Annotated in this window: 13 protein-coding genes and 1 tRNA gene; 6 read left to right on the top strand and 8 right to left on the bottom strand. The window is 64.2% G+C overall.

Annotated features, from left to right (window positions below; all coding sequences use genetic code 11):
- Nucleotides 1–40: 40 nt before the first annotated feature.
- Nucleotides 41–1,528 carry an exopolyphosphatase gene (gene ppx, locus CVS48_RS13875; RefSeq protein ID WP_050449044.1) on the bottom strand — a complete coding sequence of 496 codons (1,488 nt, stop codon included), beginning with the start codon at nucleotides 1,526–1,528 and terminating at the stop codon, nucleotides 41–43.
- 220 nt (nucleotides 1,529–1,748) lie between these two features.
- Here ppx and ppk1 point away from each other — a divergent pair, with 220 nt between their 5' ends.
- From ppk1 to CVS48_RS13905, 6 genes are all read left to right on the top strand, one after another.
- The gene (gene ppk1, locus CVS48_RS13880) at nucleotides 1,749–3,824 is read left to right on the top strand and encodes a polyphosphate kinase 1 (protein ID WP_100854958.1); all 2,076 of its coding nucleotides are present in this window, start codon (nucleotides 1,749–1,751) and stop codon (nucleotides 3,822–3,824) included.
- A gap of 221 nt (nucleotides 3,825–4,045) precedes the next feature.
- Complete coding sequence (gene pstS, locus CVS48_RS13885) at nucleotides 4,046–5,086, top strand: phosphate ABC transporter substrate-binding protein PstS (RefSeq protein ID WP_100854959.1); 1,041 nt, start codon at nucleotides 4,046–4,048, stop codon at nucleotides 5,084–5,086.
- Between the two features lie 157 nt (nucleotides 5,087–5,243).
- Nucleotides 5,244–6,260, top strand: coding sequence for a phosphate ABC transporter permease subunit PstC (gene pstC, locus CVS48_RS13890; protein ID WP_100854960.1), 1,017 nt, complete (start codon nucleotides 5,244–5,246; stop codon nucleotides 6,258–6,260).
- Nucleotides 6,261–6,286: 26 nt separating this feature from the next.
- Nucleotides 6,287–7,144, top strand: coding sequence for a phosphate ABC transporter permease PstA (pstA, locus tag CVS48_RS13895; RefSeq protein ID WP_100854961.1), 858 nt, complete (start codon nucleotides 6,287–6,289; stop codon nucleotides 7,142–7,144).
- A gap of 48 nt (nucleotides 7,145–7,192) precedes the next feature.
- Nucleotides 7,193–7,969, top strand: a complete 777-nt coding sequence (gene pstB, locus CVS48_RS13900; protein ID WP_050449049.1) for a phosphate ABC transporter ATP-binding protein PstB — start codon at nucleotides 7,193–7,195, stop codon at nucleotides 7,967–7,969.
- A gap of 115 nt (nucleotides 7,970–8,084) precedes the next feature.
- Nucleotides 8,085–8,161 (top strand) — tRNA-Pro (locus CVS48_RS13905).
- Between the two features lie 64 nt (nucleotides 8,162–8,225).
- Here CVS48_RS13905 and CVS48_RS13910 read toward each other — a convergent pair.
- The 7 genes from CVS48_RS13910 to CVS48_RS13940 form a co-directional block, all read right to left on the bottom strand.
- The gene (locus CVS48_RS13910) at nucleotides 8,226–9,212 is read right to left on the bottom strand and encodes a Bug family tripartite tricarboxylate transporter substrate binding protein (RefSeq protein ID WP_100854962.1); all 987 of its coding nucleotides are present in this window, start codon (nucleotides 9,210–9,212) and stop codon (nucleotides 8,226–8,228) included.
- A gap of 87 nt (nucleotides 9,213–9,299) precedes the next feature.
- The gene (locus CVS48_RS13915; RefSeq protein ID WP_100854963.1) at nucleotides 9,300–10,247 is read right to left on the bottom strand and encodes a hydroxymethylglutaryl-CoA lyase; all 948 of its coding nucleotides are present in this window, start codon (nucleotides 10,245–10,247) and stop codon (nucleotides 9,300–9,302) included.
- Nucleotides 10,244–11,437, bottom strand: coding sequence for a CaiB/BaiF CoA transferase family protein (locus CVS48_RS13920; RefSeq protein ID WP_100854964.1), 1,194 nt, complete (start codon nucleotides 11,435–11,437; stop codon nucleotides 10,244–10,246). The genes CVS48_RS13915 and CVS48_RS13920 overlap by 4 nt, the downstream gene beginning before the upstream one ends.
- Before the next feature lie 133 nt (nucleotides 11,438–11,570).
- Complete coding sequence (locus CVS48_RS13925; RefSeq protein ID WP_100854965.1) at nucleotides 11,571–12,467, bottom strand: LysR family transcriptional regulator; 897 nt, start codon at nucleotides 12,465–12,467, stop codon at nucleotides 11,571–11,573.
- A 171-nt stretch (nucleotides 12,468–12,638) separates the two neighbouring features.
- A complete protein-coding gene (locus CVS48_RS13930; RefSeq protein ID WP_100854966.1) occupies nucleotides 12,639–13,745 on the bottom strand; it encodes an enolase C-terminal domain-like protein in 1,107 nt (368 codons plus the stop codon).
- A 37-nt stretch (nucleotides 13,746–13,782) separates the two neighbouring features.
- Nucleotides 13,783–15,333: an acetolactate synthase large subunit gene (locus CVS48_RS13935; RefSeq protein WP_100857653.1), complete on the bottom strand. Its 1,551-nt coding sequence runs from the start codon at nucleotides 15,331–15,333 to the stop codon at nucleotides 13,783–13,785.
- Nucleotides 15,334–15,338: 5 nt separating this feature from the next.
- Nucleotides 15,339–15,971: a glutathione S-transferase family protein gene (locus tag CVS48_RS13940; protein WP_100854967.1), complete on the bottom strand. Its 633-nt coding sequence runs from the start codon at nucleotides 15,969–15,971 to the stop codon at nucleotides 15,339–15,341.
- Nucleotides 15,972–16,016 lie beyond the last annotated feature (45 nt).

Below are 16,016 nucleotides of genomic sequence, written 5' to 3' on the forward strand. Positions count from 1 at the left end.
GCGCCGTCTGCGCCTTGTGTAGGCGCGCACGACGCCTGAATCAGAACTCCAGCAGTTCGAACGAAAAGCCCACCTTGTTCCATTCCGCTTCTTCAGCGCGCAGGGTGAAGTCGCTCAAGGGGTGCTGGGTCAGCCAGTCGCGGTTGACCCGCACAACGATGGAGCTTTCGCGTACCGACGCGGTCAGCGGCAGGGGCTCGATTTCGCCACGGCGGCGGAACAGCAGCACGGCCAGGCGCAGGCTCAGGATGGCTTTCCATTGCGCCCGGGTGCGGATCAGCGGTTCCAGCTTGGTCAGCTTGCCCTGGTGGCCCAGCGCCAACAGTGCAAGCAGTTGCTGGTCGGCGCGCGAGAAGCCCGGCATGTCGGCGTTTTCCAGCACGTAGGCCGTGTGCTTGTGATACGCATTGTGCGCAATCGACACGCCCACTTCGTGCAAGTCCGCCGCCCAGCCCAGCGCCGGACGCAGTTCCGCGCGTTCCTGGCCTTCGGGGAACATCGCGTCAAACAGCGTCAGCGCGGCATGGCGCACACGGCGCGCCTGGTTCACGTCCACGTGGTAGCGCTTCATGAACTGGCGCACCGATTCGTCGCGCTTGTCGTGTTCGTCGTCGCGGCCCAGCAGGTCATACAGCACGCCAAGGCGCAGCGCGCCGTCGCCGGTGTGCATGACGTCGATGCCCAATTCGTCGAACAGGGCGGTCATGATGGCCAGCCCGCCGGGCAGCACATCGGAACGCTCGATCTTGATGCCGGGCAGCTCGGACGGGATGACGCGGCCCGAGCGCACGATGCGGTCTTTCAGCTTGGCCAGGCCGGCGCGGGTAATGCCGCGGTCGGAAAAGCGGCTTTCGGTCAGGATGGCGAACAGCGCCTTGGCGGTGCCGGAGGAGCCATAGGCTTCTTTCCAGCCCATCTTGCGGTACTGCTTGGCGATGACTTCAATTTCACGCCGTGCCGCCAATTCAGCCTGTTTCATCTGGTGCGCGTCCACCACGCCGTCAGAGAAGAACTGACGGCTGTAGCTGACGCAACCCATGTACAGCGACGACATCAGGCCCGGCTCGTGCCCCTTGCCGATGATGACTTCGGTGGACCCGCCACCGATGTCGATGACCAGGCGCTTGTTGGGCGACGGTGGCAGCGTGTGGACGACGCCCGAAAAGATCAGGCGGGCTTCTTCGCGGCCCGCGATGACTTCAATCGGAAAGCCCAGCGCCGCTTCGGCGCGAGGCAGGAAGTCGCGCGTGTTGCGCGCCACCCGGAAGGTATTGGTGGCCACCGCGCGCACCCGGTTGGGGTGGAAGCTGCGCAGGCGGTCGCCAAAACGCTCAAGCACGGCGATGGCGCGTTCGATCGCGTCGTCGCCCAGGCGTTTCTCGGCGTCCAGTCCGGCGGCAAGCCGGACGGTTTCCTTGAGACGATCGATCTGGTAGATCTGGGGCGTACCGTCCTGTTGAACGATGCGTCCGATAGAGAGGCGGAAGCTGTTGGACCCGAGGTCCACCGCGGCCAGAAGTTGATCCATGCGGCTCGTAATATAGGCTTTGAGGTGGCCTGATTATAGAGACCCCATGTGACAGTGCCCTTCGGTACGGGTTTTCGCTTATGGATCATGGGCTTGGCGAAATCACGACGTGCGCTATACGTCCCGCTTTTGACGTACGCTACGGTTTTGTCGTTATGTCATAGAACCGTCACTTTTTTGCAGTAAAACTCCACGCTCCTCCCAACGTATGGAATCCGGTATGCCCACACGCCCGCCTGGCGAGCCTTTGCTCATGAATCGTGAATTGTCGCTGCTCAAATTCAACGAGCGCGTGCTGGCGATGGCGGAAAATCCGACGACACCGTTGCTGGAGCGGCTGCGTTACGTGTGTATCGTCAGTTCCAATCTGGATGAGTTCTTCGAAATCCGGATTTCCAGCCTGAAAGAGCAGCAGCTTCAGTCGCCCAACCTGGTGGGCCCCGACGGGATGACGCCGGATCAGGCCTTTGAAAACGTCCAGCATGCCGTGCACGCCCTGGTGGCGCGCCAATACAACCTGCTTAACGACGACATCCTGCCCGCCATGCAGGCAGAAGGCATCACCCTGCATCACGCGTCCGAATGGAACGCCGAGCAGCAGGAGTGGGCGCGCCAGGTGTTCAACCGCGATGTGATGCCGCTGCTGACCCCCATCGGGCTGGACCCGGCGCATCCGTTTCCCCGCGTCTACAACAAGAGCCTGAACTTCATTGTGTCGCTGTCGGGCGCCGACGCCTTCGGCCGGCAGGCCTCGATTGCCGTGGTGCAGGCGCCGCGCGCCCTGCCGCGCCTGATCAAGATGCCGCCCGAGCTGTCCGGCCACCCGGAAGGCTTCATTCTGCTGACGTCCTTGCTGCGTGCCTTTGTGGGTGAACTGTTCCCCGGACTGGAAATGCTGGGCTGCTACCAGTGGCGCGTCACCCGCAACAGCGACCTGTTTGTTGACGAAGAAGAAGTCACCAACCTGCGCCACGCCTTGCAAGGCGAGTTGTCGCAGCGTAATTTCGGCGCCGCCGTCCGCCTGGAAATCGACAAGCTCACCCCTGTCGAACTCGAAACCTTCCTGCAGCGGGAATTTTCGCTGAAGGCCGAAGACACCTACCGCGTGCCAGGCCCCGTGAACCTGTCGCGCCTGATGCAGTTGTGCAATTCCGACCTGCGGCCCGATCTGCTGTTTCCGGAATACCGCGCGCCCGTGCCCGCGCCGTTCGACAAGGTGGGCGACAAGCCGCAAGACCTGTTCGAGGCCGTGGCCGCGCAGGACCGCCTGCTTCACCACCCCTACCAGTCGTTCCAGCCCGTTATTGATTTCCTGACCGCCGCGGCGCTGGACCCCGACGTCATGGCCATCAAGCAGACCATCTACCGCACGGGCGAAGATTCCGAGCTGATGAAGATCCTGCTGGCCGCCGCGCGGGCCGGCAAGGAAGTGACGGTGGTGGTGGAGTTGATGGCTCGCTTCGACGAGCAGACCAACATCAATTGGGCGTCCAAGCTGGAAGAGGTGGGGGCGCACGTGGTGTATGGCGTGGTGGCCCACAAGACGCACGCCAAGATGGCCGTGGTGCTGCGTCGCGAAAAAGGGCGTTTGCGCCGCTATGCCCACCTGGGTACCGGCAACTACCATCCCCGCACGGCCCGCCTGTACACCGACTTTGGCCTGCTGACCGCCGACCCGAAGTTGTGCGAGGACATGGACAAGGTGTTTGCGCAGTTGACCGGGCTGGGCGCGCGCCGCTCGCTCAAGGCACTGATGCAGTCGCCGTTCACCATGCATGACGGCATGGTGGCGCTGATCCGTGCCGAGGCGCGGGCGGCCAAGGCGGGCAAGCGCGCGCGCATCATGGCCAAGATGAATTCGCTGCTGGAAGAGCAGGTGATCGAAGAGCTCTACAAGGCCAGCCAGGCCGGGGTCAAGATCGACCTGATCGTGCGCGGGGTGTGTGCGTTGCGCGCCGGCGTGTCCGGGCTGTCTGAGAACATCCGCGTGCGGTCCATCGTGGGCCGCTTCCTGGAGCACTCGCGGGTGTTCTATTTCTATGCGGACGGCGAGGAAACGGTCTATCTGTCTTCGGCCGACTGGATGGACCGCAACTTCTTCCGTCGGGTGGAAATAGCGTTCCCGATCTACGACAAGACCCTGAAAAAGCGGGTGATCGACGAAGCGTTTACCTACGCGCTGCGCGACAACCAACTGGCGTGGCAGCAGAAGCCGGATGGCGACTATGCTCGGGTGAAGAGCCGCCGCGAACCCTTCAACGTGCACCAATACCTGATGCAGAAGCTGGGCGTATAAGCCGACCGTTTGCTTGTTGGGGTGCGTCCCCAAAATACTGTGGCCGCCTTGGTTCGCCGGGCGGCCACAGGTTTTTCCGGGGTTGGGGACAGGGCAACATGAACCGTATGTGACTGTCACTATCTTGTCACGTTGGACCCCTAAGATGCGAGGGTCGCTGAAAGACAGGCAGCAAAGAAAAGCCTGATACGACTTCTCCAACAAGCACTGAAGGAACCCAGATGTTCAAACGTGTCTTCAAACAAGTTTCCGTGGGCGTCGCGCTGAGCGCCGCTGTATTTGCCGTGCAAGCCGCCAATGTGACCGGCGCCGGCGCATCGTTCCCGTACCCGGTCTACGCCAAGTGGGCGTCGGACTACAAGGCAGCCACCAACAACGCGATCAACTACCAGTCCATCGGTTCGGGCGGCGGCCAGCAACAGATCATCGCCAAGACCGTCGATTTCGGCGCTTCGGACGATCCCATGAAGGCGGCTGACCTGGAAAAGAACGGTCTGCTGCAGTTCCCCGCCGTGATCGGCGGCACCGTCGCGGTCGTGAACGTCGACGGCATTGAGCCGGGCAAGCTGAAGCTGTCGGGCACCGTGCTGGCTGATATCTTCCTGGGCAAGATCAAGAAGTGGGACGACAGCGCCATCAAGGCACTGAACCCCGACCTGAAGCTGCCTTCGGCCGACATCATCGTTGTTCACCGTTCGGATGGCTCGGGCACGACCTTCGGCTGGACCAACTACCTGTCCAAGGTCTCGGCTGACTGGAAGTCGCAAGTCGGTGAAGGCAAGGCCGTCAAGTGGCCCACCGGCCAAGGTGGCAAGGGCAACGAAGGCGTCGCTGCCTACGTGGGCCAGTTGAAGAACTCGATCGGCTATGTGGAATACGCCTACGCCAAGCAGAACAAGCTGGCCTGGACGCAACTGCAGAACAAGGACGGCAAGTTCGTCCAGCCCGAGCAGAAGGCATTCGCCGCCGCGGCCGCCAACGCCGACTGGAAGAGCGCACCCGGCATGGGCGTGGTCCTGACCAACGAACCGGGCGCCGATTCGTGGCCCGTTACGGCAGCCACCTTCATCCTGATCCACAAGTCGCAAGCCAAGCCGGCGCAAGGCAAGGCCGTGCTGGACTTCTTTGACTGGGCGTTCAAGAACGGCGCCAAGTCGGCTGAAGCCCTGGACTACGTGCCGCTGCCGGAAGCCGTGACCAAGGAAATCCGCGCCGCCTGGGGCGAAGTCAAAGCCGCCGACGGCACCCCCGTCTGGAAGTAGGATGGGTGTAGCGCGAGTAAAGAGCGACAAGAAAACCGCCCTCCAACGCGCGTAACCCATCAAGCAGCCGCCCCTGAATTCTGCCCGTCAGAAAGAAGGGGCGGCCTGCAGCAAGACCTCCCGTTTTTTTCCCAGGTTACCTAAGGAAAGTCCATCCATGAGCGCGGTAATGGATAATAGTGTGCCGCTTTCGCCCAGCGTGGCGGACTCCGTGACTACCGGCACGCCTTCGCCTATGAAGCAAAATAAAAACGCGCTGATGGATGCGCTATTCAAGAATCTGACCCGCCTGTTCGCCTTCCTGGTGTTCATTTTGCTGGCGGCCATTCTTGTATCCCTGATCTACGGCAGCCGCGAATCGCTGGCCAAGTATGGCCTGTCGTTCCTGTGGCTGAACGATTGGGATCCCGTCAACCAGAACTACGGCGCCGTGGTGCCCATCATCGGCACGCTGCTGACCTCGGCCATCGCCTTGATCATCGCCGTGCCGGTTTCGTTCGGCATCGCCATCTTCCTGACCGAACTGTCGCCGACCTGGCTGCGTCGCCCCTTGGGCACGGCCGTGGAAATGCTGGCGGCCATTCCGTCCATCATCTATGGCATGTGGGGCCTGTTCGTCTTCGTGCCCGTGTTCCAGCAGTATGTGCAGCCGTTCCTGATCGCCACCCTGGGCAACGTGCCCATCATCGGCGGCCTGTTCGCGGGGCCGCCGTTTGGCATCGGTATCTTCACTGCCGGCCTGATCCTGTCGATCATGATCATCCCGTTCATCGCCGCCGTGATGCGCGACGTGTTCGAGCTGGTGCCGGCCATGTTGAAGGAATCGGCCTACGGCTTGGGCAGCACAACCTGGGAAGTCATGTGGCGCGTGGTGCTGCCCTTCACCAAGTCGGGCGTCATCGGCGGCATCATGCTGGGCCTGGGCCGGGCATTGGGCGAGACGATGGCCGTCACGTTCGTGATCGGCAACGCCTTCAAGTGGTCGGGGTCGCTGTTTTCACCGGGCAACTCGATCGCCTCGGCGCTGGCCAACGAATTCAATGAAGCGGGCGGCATTCAGAAGTCGGCGTTGCTGGAGCTGGGCTTGATCCTGTTCCTGATCACGACGATCGTGCTGGCCCTGGCCAAAGTGCTGCTGGTTCGCCTGTCCGTCGGCGAAGGCAAGAAATCCTGACGCGCCGCGAGCACAAGGAAAAGATCATGGCTGTATCCGTACTCAATATGCAGAATGGCATTTACCGCCGGCGCCGCGTGGTCAACCGCATCATGCTGGCGGTGTCCCTGACCACGCTGGTGTTCGGGCTGTTCTGGCTGTTCTGGATCATTCTGACCCTGCTGACCCGGGGCGCCCCCGCGCTGTCCTACACGCTGTTCACCGAGATCACCCCGCCGCCCGGCCAAACGGGTGGCCTGATCAACGCTATTTTCGGCAGCGTGGTGATGGCCGGCGTGGGCACGCTGATCGGTACGCCGGTCGGCATCCTGGCGGGCACCTACCTGGCTGAATATGGCCATCGCGGCTGGCTCGCGCCCGCCACGCGGTTTTTGAATGACGTGCTGCTGTCGGCGCCGTCCATCATCATCGGCCTGTTCATCTATGCCGTGTATGTGGCGCAGGTGGGGCATTACTCGGGTTGGGCCGGCGCGCTGGCGTTGTCCATCCTGGTGATTCCGGTGGTGGTGCGCACCACCGACAACATGCTGATGCTCGTGCCCAACAGCCTGCGCGAAGCCGCGGCCGCGCTGGGGTGTCCCAAGTGGCGCATGATCACGCTGGTGTGCTATCGCGCTGCCAAGACCGGCATCATCACCGGCGTGCTGCTGGCCATTGCCCGGATCTCGGGCGAGACCGCGCCGCTGCTGTTCACGGCGCTGTCCAACCAGTTCATGTCGTTCAACATGAACGCGCCGATGGCCAACCTGCCGGTCGTGATCTACCAATACGCCGCCAGCCCCTTCAAGGACTGGAACGACCTGGCCTGGGCCGGGGCCACGCTGATTACGCTGCTGGTGCTGGGTATCAACATCCTTGCCCGCAACATGTTCCGCAACAAGTAAAGATCGCTTTGCCGGTGCGCGTGGCGCGCCGGAGCCAAGGGAAGAGAAATGGAAAACACCGCTACCGCCGTCAAGAACAAGATCGAGGTCAAGAACCTGAACTTCTACTACGGCAAGTTCCATGCGATCCGCAATGTGAACATGTCGATCCAGGAGAAGAAGGTCACCGCCTTCATCGGCCCCTCGGGCTGCGGCAAGTCGACGCTGTTGCGCACGTTCAACCGCATGTTTGAACTCTACCCGGGCCAGCGCGCCGAGGGCGAAATCGTGCTGGACGGCGAGAACCTGCTGACGACCAAGACCGATATCTCGCTGATCCGCGCCAAGATCGGCATGGTGTTCCAGAAGCCCACGCCGTTTCCGATGAGCATCTACGACAACATCGCGTTTGGCGTGCGCCTGTTCGAGCGCCTGTCCAAGGGTGAAATGGACGAGCGCGTGGAATGGGCCTTGAGCAAGGCCGCGCTGTGGAACGAAGTGAAAGACAAGCTGCACCAAAGCGGCAACAGCCTGTCGGGCGGCCAGCAACAGCGCTTGTGCATTGCGCGCGGCGTGGCCATCAAGCCGGAAGTGCTGCTGCTGGACGAGCCGTGTTCCGCGCTGGACCCGATTTCCACCGCCAAGATCGAAGAGCTGATCGCCGAACTGAAGAACGACTACACCGTCGTCATCGTGACGCACAACATGCAACAGGCCGCGCGCTGCTCGGACTACACCGCCTACATGTACCTGGGCGAGCTCATGGAATTCGGCCAGACCGACCAGATCTTCGTGAAGCCGTCGCGCAAGGAAACCGAGGACTACATCACGGGCCGCTTCGGCTGATTGCCGTGCTGGGTTGATGTGGTGATGCAAGAAGGCGGCGCGCCGGGCATGGCGCGCCCCAGAAACACAGCACGGCTCCCGGAGCGGCCTGGATTCTGGTATAGTTGCCACCCTTCGGGGCGTAGCGCAGCCTGGTAGCGCATCTGCTTTGGGAGCAGAGGGTCGTGAGTTCGAATCCCACCGCCCCGACCAAAAAATGAAAGGCCGTTAGTGAGCATTCTCACTAACGGCCTTTTTCATTTCAGAAAGCCTTTACTCAGTTAGCCGTGATCTTCGCGGTCTTGACTACCTTGCCCCAGCGGTCCAGTTCCGACTGCGTATACGCGCCCAGTTCCTTCGGCCCCATGAAGATGGCTTCCGCTCCTTGCTCGGCGGCCTTTTGGCGGAAGGCGTCGGTCTTCATGATTTTCTGGATTTCACCGGCGATCTTGTCCACGACCGGGGCGGGCGTGTCCTTGGGGGCGTACATGGCGAACCACGATGACACGATCAGGTCGGGATAGCCGGCCTCGGCGGCGGTGGGCACGTTCGGCAGGGACGGCAGGCGGGTGTTGCCGGTGACGGCCAGCGCGCGCAGCTTGCCGGCGGCGATCTGGCCCAGCAGCGGCGGGGGCGTGGTGATGGTCATGTCCACGGCGCCGCCCAGCAGGTCGTTCAGCGCGGGGCCGGTGCCCTTGTAGGGGATGTGCGTGATCTGCGTGCCGGCCATCTGGTTCAGCAGTTCGGTGGCCACCTGTTGCAGCGAGCCGTTGCCGGACGATGCGTAGTTCAGCTTGCCCGGGTTGGCCTTGGCGTAGGCCACCAGTTCCTTGAGCGAATTGATGGGCAGGTCCGGGCGCACCACCACGACTTGCGGCGCCGACAGCACGTTGGCGACGGGGGCGAAGTCCTTGATCGGGTCCCAGCCGGCGGTGGGCGTGACGTGGGGCGTGATGACCTGGAAGCCGGAGTATTGCAGCAGCAGCGTGTAGCCATCGGCCTTGGCGCGCGCCACCGTCTGCGCGGCGATACCGCCCGAGGCGCCCGGCTTGTTCTCGACGACGACGCTCTGGCCCAGCGCCGCGCCCAGAGGCTGGGCGATCAGGCGGGCCGCGATGTCGGTGGTGCCGCCCGGCGCGGCGGACACGATCAGCGTGACCGGACGATTGGGGAAGTCGGCTTGTGCGCTGGCGGCGCTGGCGCCGAGGGTCAGGGCGGCGGCGATACCGGCGCGCAGGATGGTGGGCAGGCAGGGCAATGCCATGGGATGTCTCCTTGGTTTTTTATAGGTGTGGTGTCAAAACAAGCGGATAAACGGCTGCACTACATCGGTACTGCACTACATCGGGTACTACTCTGGAAATCTCTCGGCCAGCCAGGCGGGCGCGGCGTGGGTCGCCAGGCGGGGGCCTGCTTGTAGCAAGGCGTTGCTCAGATCGCGCTGCACCAGTGCGGGCAAGCCGCGCACGATGGCCAGCAAAGGCGTAAGCGACACGCCGGTATCCACGCCCATGCAGGCGAACATGTGCACCAGTTCTTCGGTGTTGACGTTGCCGCTGGCGCCGGGCGCGTACGGGCATCCGCCCAGGCCGCCGGCCGCCGCGTCAAAGCGGGTGATGCCGGTTTGCCAAGCGGCCATCGCATTTGCCAGCGCCATGCCGCGCGTATTGTGCAGGTGCACGGTCAGCGCCACGCCGGGCAGCCGTGCGGACGCCTGTTCACACAGGGCGGCCACTTGCGTCGGGTACGCCATGCCGGTGGTGTCGCACAGGGTGATGCCGGTGGCGCCGGCGTCCGCCAGCCGTGTGGCCAGGTCCAGCACCTGATCCACCGGCACGTCGCCATCAAACGGGCAACCGAAGGCGGTGGACAGGGACACATTGCACGGCGTGCCGCTGCGGCCCGCTGCGGCCAGCACCTGCGACAGTTCCGCATACGACTGCTCGCGCGTCATGCGCAGGTTGGCGCGGTTATGCGTCTCGCTGCACGACATGACCAGATTCATTTCGTCTGTGCCGGCTTCCAGCGCGCGTTCCAACCCGCGGATGTTGGGCACCAGCGCGGTATAGATCACGCCCGGACGGCGGCGGATGCGGCGCATCACGTCCGCCGCGTCGGCCAGCGCGGGGATGGCCTTGGGCGACGTGAAACTGGTGACTTCGATGCGCGCAAAGCCGCAGTCGGACAAGGCGTCCACGAAGGCGACCTTGTCGTCGGTGGCGACCAGGGTTTTTTCTATCTGCAGGCCGTCCCGGGGGCCGACTTCGTTGATCTCGATCTTGGTGGGGCCGGCGTTCATGCGATTACTCCCTTGGCGCGCAGCGCGTCGCGTTGTTCGTCCGACAAGCCCGCCTGCGCCAGCACGGCATCGGTGTGCTCGCCCAGCGTGGGCGCGCGTTCGCGGACCGCGCCGGGGTTGGCCGATAGATACGGAAAGACGGCCGGCATTTCCACTTGCACGCCGGCGGCGGATTCTACGGTGGTGATGGCATTGCGGGCGCGGTAGTGCGGGTCGGCGGCAATATCCGCCACCGAATAGATGCGGCCGGCCGGCACGTCGGCTTCGCGCATCGCGGCCAATACGTCGTCGATCAGCCGGGTTTGTGTCCAAGCGCCGATGGCGGCGTCGATCTCGGCCACGCGTCGAGCGCGGCCATCGTTGTGCGCCAAGGCCGGGTCCTGGCCCAGATCGTCGCGGCCGATGCGTGCCATCAGGCGGGTGTAGATGGCGTCGCCGTTGCCGGCGATGAGCACGTAGCCGTCCTGGCACGGATAGGCGTTGGACGGCGCGATGCCCGGCAGCGCGGCGCCGGCCGGCTCGCGCACGGCGCCGAACACGGAGTATTCCGGCAACAGGCTTTCGCTCAGGTTGAACAGGCTTTCGTAGAGCGCCGCGTCGATCACTTGGCCCACGCCGCCACGCGCATCGCGTTGGTACAGCGCCATCATCACGCCCAGCGCGCCATGCAGACCCGCGATGGTGTCGCCCAGCGACAAGCCCGCCCGCACCGGCGCGCGGCCTGGTTCGCCGTTCAGGTAACGCAGCCCGGCCATGGCCTCGCCGATGGCCGCAAAGCCCGGCTCGCGCGCCTTGGGGCCGGTCTGGCCATAGCCCGAGATGCGCAGCATGATCAGACGCGGGTTCAGTTCACGCAGGGCTTCCCACGACAAGCCCCATTTTTCCAGGGTGCCAGGGCGAAAGTTTTCGATCAGCACGTCGGCCTGCTGGGCCAACAGGCGCACGATGTCCTGGCCTTCCTGCTGACGCAGGTCCACACACACCGACTGCTTGTTGCGCGACTGCGCTTCCCACCACACGGACGTGCCTTCGTGCAGCAAACGCCATTTGCGCAGCGGGTCGCCTTGCCCGGGGGGCTCGATCTTGATGACCTGCGCGCCAAAATCCGCCAGAGTCTTGGCGGCGAACGGCCCTGCTATCAGTTGACCCAGCTCCAGCACGCGGATGCCAGCAAGAATCTGCCCAGCCATTTCGCCTCCCTGGCGACACTCGATATTGATAGGCGGCAGTGTGCGCGCAAAGCGGCGCCGGGCGGAATGGACAATCGGGGAAAGGGGGGTTCCCAGAATGAGAAACCCCGGGCAAACCCGCAGCGGCTTCGCCTTAGTTATCGCCGCGCAGATGGGCCAGCAACAGGCGCGCGCCTACGGTCAGCGTGTCGGCATCGCGCACGCCCAGCAGCAGCCAGCGGCGCGCCCATTCGTCGGTCAGGGGAATGAGTTTGATCGGCATCGACCGCGCATGCGGCTCGGCCGCGATGCGCGGAAGGATGCCAACGCCACGGGTCGCCGCGACCATGCGGCAGATCGCGTCAAAGCTGCGCACCTGGATGCGCAAGCGCATGGCTCGGCCCAGACGACCGCTTTCGTCGGACAAACGGGTAGCCAGCGACGTGGCCGGCGGCAGGCCCACGTAGTCGTAGGCCAAGGTGTCCGCAAACGCCACTTGCGCCTCAGAAGCCAAGGGGTGGCGCTGTGGCACGATCACCACCAGTTCATCCAAGCGGTAGGGGAAGGTCGACAAGCCGTCGGCGGGCGTACGGTCGGCGAATACGCCGATATCGGCGCGGTTTTCAAGCACGGCGGTGACGATGTCGCTGCTGTTCTGCTCTTCCAGGTCGATGCGCACGGCCGGGTGGCCATCCATGAAGGCGGCCAGGTCTTCGGGCAGGAACTGCGTCAGCGACGAGGTATTGGCGGCAATGCGCACCTGCCCGCGCACGCCTTGCGCGAAATCCGACAGCGCGCCCGTCATCTGCTCCACTTCCTGCAACACGCGCAGCGCGTGGACCAGGCAGGCCTGGCCGGCATCGGTCAGTTCCACCCCGGCGGCGTTGCGGTACAGCAGCGCGGTGCCCAGGGCGGTTTCCAGGTCGGAGATCCGCTTGCTGGCCGCCCCCACCGCCAGATGCGATTGGCGCGCGCCGGCCGAGATGCTGCCCTGGCGCGCAACGGCAACAAACAGGGCGAGTGTGACGAGGTCGATACGGGCAAGGTTCATGGAAAAATCCGGCGCGGGGTATGCCAAGGCGGGCGACGGGCCGAGTGCTATAGCCGAGGCGCCAGGGCAATAATTATGTCCGAATTCTTCCATTCTTCCTTGATGGGGTCGACGGCGCGATCAGGCCCACCCGGAGCGGTCGGGTGGCGCACATCGGTGGACCGCCTGCCGTCACAGCATCGCGACGCGCTTTCGCTCGATCAGATCGAAGTCGATCTTCGCCCCCAGTCCGGGGCCGGTCGGTGCATGGACGTAGCCCTCGGCGTCCGGCTCTATGTCCTCGATCAGACCGTATTTCTGTGCCCCACCGGGCAATAGCACTTCGAAGAACTCGGTGTTCTTCAGCGCCATGGCCACGTGCAGTTGCGCCACGTTGTTCAACGAATTTCCTCCGTGGTGGATTTCGTAATTCATGCGGAACGCTTCGGCCAGATGCGCCGTCTTCAGCATGTTGGTAATGCCGCCCTTCAGCGGGACATCGCCGCGCAGGAAGTCGGTCGCGCTTTGCTGTATCCACGGCACATAGGCATCCAGGACGGCGGCCGGGGCCTCGGTTGCCATGATGGGGATGTGCAGTTGCTGCTTCAGCTTTACGTAGTTGTAGATGTCCGAATCCTGCAGCGGGTCCTCGTACCAGTAGTAATCCAATTCCTCTATCGCGCGTCCTACCCGCACGGCTTCGGGATACTGATAAGCCCAGGCGGCGTCCAGCATCAGCAGGTAGTCGTCGCCTACGGCCTTGCGCACGCCTTCGCATACGCGGATGTCCTCTTTCCAGGGGTGGGGCGGGTGGATCTTGTAGGCGGCCCAGTTCAACGCCTGATAGTGACGCGCTTCGTCGGCGTATTCTTCGACCGAGTCCAGGATCATCGAGCTGGCGTAGGCTTTGATCTTGTTGCGGTAGCCACCGATCAACTGGTGGATGGGCAGGCCGGCGACCTTGCCCGCGATGTCCCACAACGCGACGTCGCAGGCGCCGATGGTGCGCACCGTGGTCGTCCGCGAACGCCGCCACATGGCCTGGAACAGGCGTTCCCGGTCCAGCGGGTCCTGGCCCATCAGTATGGGCTTGAGATACTTGATCAGGTTTGGGCCGTCCAGATCGGCGGGGTAATACGCCGATCCCAGGAAGGCGTGGCCCGTCACGCCCGCGTCGGTCTGGATGGACAGTAGCCCCAGCTTGCTGGAACCGGCAAACTTGCCGGTGTGCGCGGCATAGCTGGTTGGCGGAATGTCGTCCCAGGCGAAAAGCGTAAGACTGACGTTGTCGATTTTCATGAAGGCTCCCGTTCATCGCGGCGTGCGGCCGCCTGGTTCAACACAGCAGTTCAATCAGGTAGGGCCCTTGCGCATGCAAGGCGCGCGATAAGGCGTCGGCGAGCCCTTCCATGGTGTCGGTGCGTTCAGCGGGCACGCCCATGCCCTGGGCCAGTCGTACCCAGTCCAGCGCGGGGTCGTTCAAGCTGAACAGCGCGTTGGACGCGGGGCCCGGCACCGCGCCGACGGCGCGCAGTTCGCCTTGCAAAATGGCATAGGCCCGGTTCGCGAAGACGATGGTCACGACGTTCAGACGTTCGCGGGCTTGCGTCCACAGGCCTTGCAGCGAATACATGCCGGCGCCATCGGCTTGCAGGCAAATCACGGGGCGGTCTGGGCACGCGATCGCCGCGCCGGTGGCGGTGGGAATGCCCCCGCCAATGGCGCCGCCGGTGTTCTGCAGCCAGTCATGTGCGGCGGCCTGGAAAGTCGGCGTGAACAGCCCGCGTCCGGATGTGACGGCGTCTTCCATCACGATGCCGTCATGCGGCAGAAGGCGCGCCAGCACCTGGCCAAACGCCGCCGGCGTGAACGCACCGCTGGGCATGCCCGTTTCCGGCGCGGGCAATCCAAGATCGACCTGCCGTGGCGCCCGCAGTGCTTCGGCCAGTGCAATCAGCGCTGCCTCGGCATCTTCGTCGACACCGGCCAACGGGATCACCGTCGTCCCCTGGGCGCACAAGTCGCTGGGCTTGTCGGGATACGCAAAGAAAGCCGCGGGCGCCGGTGCCCCGGCCAGGATCAACGTGCGGACGGGCGCCAGCGTGGCCAGCGCCTGGTTCACGGCATACGGCAATCGGTCGATAGGCGGCCGCCCGTGTCCGCGCGGCATGCGTGCCACGAAAGTGGTGGTGCGCAGTGCCGCACCCGTGGCGCGGGCGATACGCCAGGCGGCCAGCTGGCCCGCTTCCGTCAGCCCGCCAGTACCCAGCAAGATCATGGCGGCGCCGTCGGCGCCCTGGGCACGCAAGGCGCGCGCAGCCTGGTCGATGTGCTGGCTGCCGGCCTGACGGCGGGCCGGCACCGGGTGGGGTTGTTGCGGGCCGTCGGACTCCGTCCAGGCTGTGTCGGCGGGCAGGATCAATGTGGCCACACCGCCTGGCGCCGTGCGGGCGGCCTGTACCGCCAGCGCGGCGTCATCGGCCACGCTACGGGCATGGCGCGACAGACGTACCCATTGCGACATGGGCCGCGCCAGGCTTTCCACGTCGGACGTCAACGGCGTGTCGTAGGCGACGTGGTAGGTGGCGTGGTCGCCCACGATATTGACGACGGGCGTGTAGGCACGCTTTGCGTTGTGCAGGTTTGCCAATCCATTGGCCAGCCCAGGGCCGCAATGCAGCAGAGTGGCGGCGGGGCGCCCCATCATGCGGCCATAACCGTCGGCGCAGCCCGTCACGACGGTCTCGGCCAAACCCAGCACGCAGCGCATGCCGGGGACTCGATCCAGCGCCGACACAAAGTGCATCTCCGATGTTCCCGGATTCGCAAAACATGTGGTGACGCCTGCATTGACCAACGTGCGCACCAGCGCTTCGGCGCCGTTCATCGGCGTCATGGCGACTTCCCCGTGTCGGCATGCAAGCGCATGCCCGCGATGACGCCGGGACGCTGGCTCATACGGTCAGCCCAGGCCGCCAGCGCCGGGAATGCCGCCGGGTCAAGCAGGTTGCGGCGCAGCGCGTAGTTGGGATACAGGATGAAGTCCGCATAGCTGATGCTGTTGGCCAGGTAATCGCGCTTGGCCAGATGTTCCTCGACGATGCGGAAATAGCGGGCGAAGCGCTTCTGGAACAGGTCGATGTGTTCTTGCACTTTCAGCGGCGACACCACTTCCACCTGGTTCATCGAAGCGCTGGTGCCGCCTATATCGGTGCCCGCTTGCCAGGCCCATTGCATTGCTATGGCCCGGTCGGCGGCGTTGTCGGGAACAAAGCGGCCTGCTTTCTGGCAGGCGTACAGCACGATGGCGCCCGATTGGGCCAGTACCAGCGGCTGGCCGCCCGGCCCATCCGGATCGACCATGGCGGGGATCTGGCTGGCGGGATTTATCTTCAAGTAGTCGGGCGACTTTTGCGCGCCGGCGCCCACATCGATGGGGATGACGCGATGCGGCAATTCGCATTCGGCCAGGGCAATGGTGGCACGCAGGCCATTGGTGGTGCGCCAGGCGTAGAGATCTATCATCGAATCTGTCCTTTATGGCAGGGCAAGCGGGTGGCTGACGGGGGG

It is taken from the genome of Achromobacter spanius, from assembly GCF_002812705.1.
GTDB lineage: Bacteria > Pseudomonadota > Gammaproteobacteria > Burkholderiales > Burkholderiaceae_B > Achromobacter > Achromobacter spanius.

Coding starts and splice junctions, on each gene's coding strand:
- CVS48_RS13910 (WP_100854962.1), bottom strand. CDS start 9,212: ATGGCATTGCCCTGCCTGCCCACCATCCTGCGCGCCGGTATCGCCGCC.
- ppk1 (WP_100854958.1), top strand. CDS start 1,749: ATGCCCACACGCCCGCCTGGCGAGCCTTTGCTCATGAATCGTGAATTG.
- CVS48_RS13930 (WP_100854966.1), bottom strand. CDS start 13,745: ATGAAAATCGACAACGTCAGTCTTACGCTTTTCGCCTGGGACGACATT.
- pstC (WP_100854960.1), top strand. CDS start 5,244: ATGAGCGCGGTAATGGATAATAGTGTGCCGCTTTCGCCCAGCGTGGCG.
- CVS48_RS13925 (WP_100854965.1), bottom strand. CDS start 12,467: ATGAACCTTGCCCGTATCGACCTCGTCACACTCGCCCTGTTTGTTGCC.
- ppx (WP_050449044.1), bottom strand. CDS start 1,528: ATGGATCAACTTCTGGCCGCGGTGGACCTCGGGTCCAACAGCTTCCGC.
- pstB (WP_050449049.1), top strand. CDS start 7,193: ATGGAAAACACCGCTACCGCCGTCAAGAACAAGATCGAGGTCAAGAAC.
- CVS48_RS13935 (WP_100857653.1), bottom strand. CDS start 15,333: ATGAACGGCGCCGAAGCGCTGGTGCGCACGTTGGTCAATGCAGGCGTC.
- pstS (WP_100854959.1), top strand. CDS start 4,046: ATGTTCAAACGTGTCTTCAAACAAGTTTCCGTGGGCGTCGCGCTGAGC.
- CVS48_RS13915 (WP_100854963.1), bottom strand. CDS start 10,247: ATGAACGCCGGCCCCACCAAGATCGAGATCAACGAAGTCGGCCCCCGG.
- CVS48_RS13940 (WP_100854967.1), bottom strand. CDS start 15,971: ATGATAGATCTCTACGCCTGGCGCACCACCAATGGCCTGCGTGCCACC.
- CVS48_RS13920 (WP_100854964.1), bottom strand. CDS start 11,437: ATGGCTGGGCAGATTCTTGCTGGCATCCGCGTGCTGGAGCTGGGTCAA.
- pstA (WP_100854961.1), top strand. CDS start 6,287: ATGGCTGTATCCGTACTCAATATGCAGAATGGCATTTACCGCCGGCGC.